Source organism: Chryseosolibacter histidinae (assembly GCF_018598225.1).
Classification (GTDB): Bacteria; Bacteroidota; Bacteroidia; order Cytophagales; family Cyclobacteriaceae; genus Chryseosolibacter; species Chryseosolibacter histidini.
In genome coordinates this window covers 1-209 of sequence record NZ_JAHESF010000122.1, presented here as the reverse complement: position 1 = coordinate 209, position 209 = coordinate 1, and the positions used below count along the sequence as shown (strand labels likewise).

General features: G+C 50.7%; 1 protein-coding gene. It reads left to right on the top strand.

All coding sequences use genetic code 11. The features are described 5' to 3' along the window. Positions 1–27 precede the first annotated feature (27 nt). The coding region (locus KK083_RS32430) for a hypothetical protein (RefSeq protein ID WP_254170312.1) at positions 28–209 on the top strand (182 nt) is incomplete at its 3' end.

The window sequence follows — 209 nt, the reverse complement described above, 5'->3', positions numbered from 1 at the left end:
GGACTGATCAATCTCCCGACAGGCAATTTGACGGCGAACACGACCTTCAATGTATTTGCTACCATCACGGCTACAGGTTGTGACACGGAGATGAACAACACGATTGGTGTGACGGTCAATGCTATTCCTTCGATCACGACACATCCAGTAAGCGTAACCCAATGTGCAGATAACGGAACGACGTTCACGGTTGCAGCTACCGGCACCAC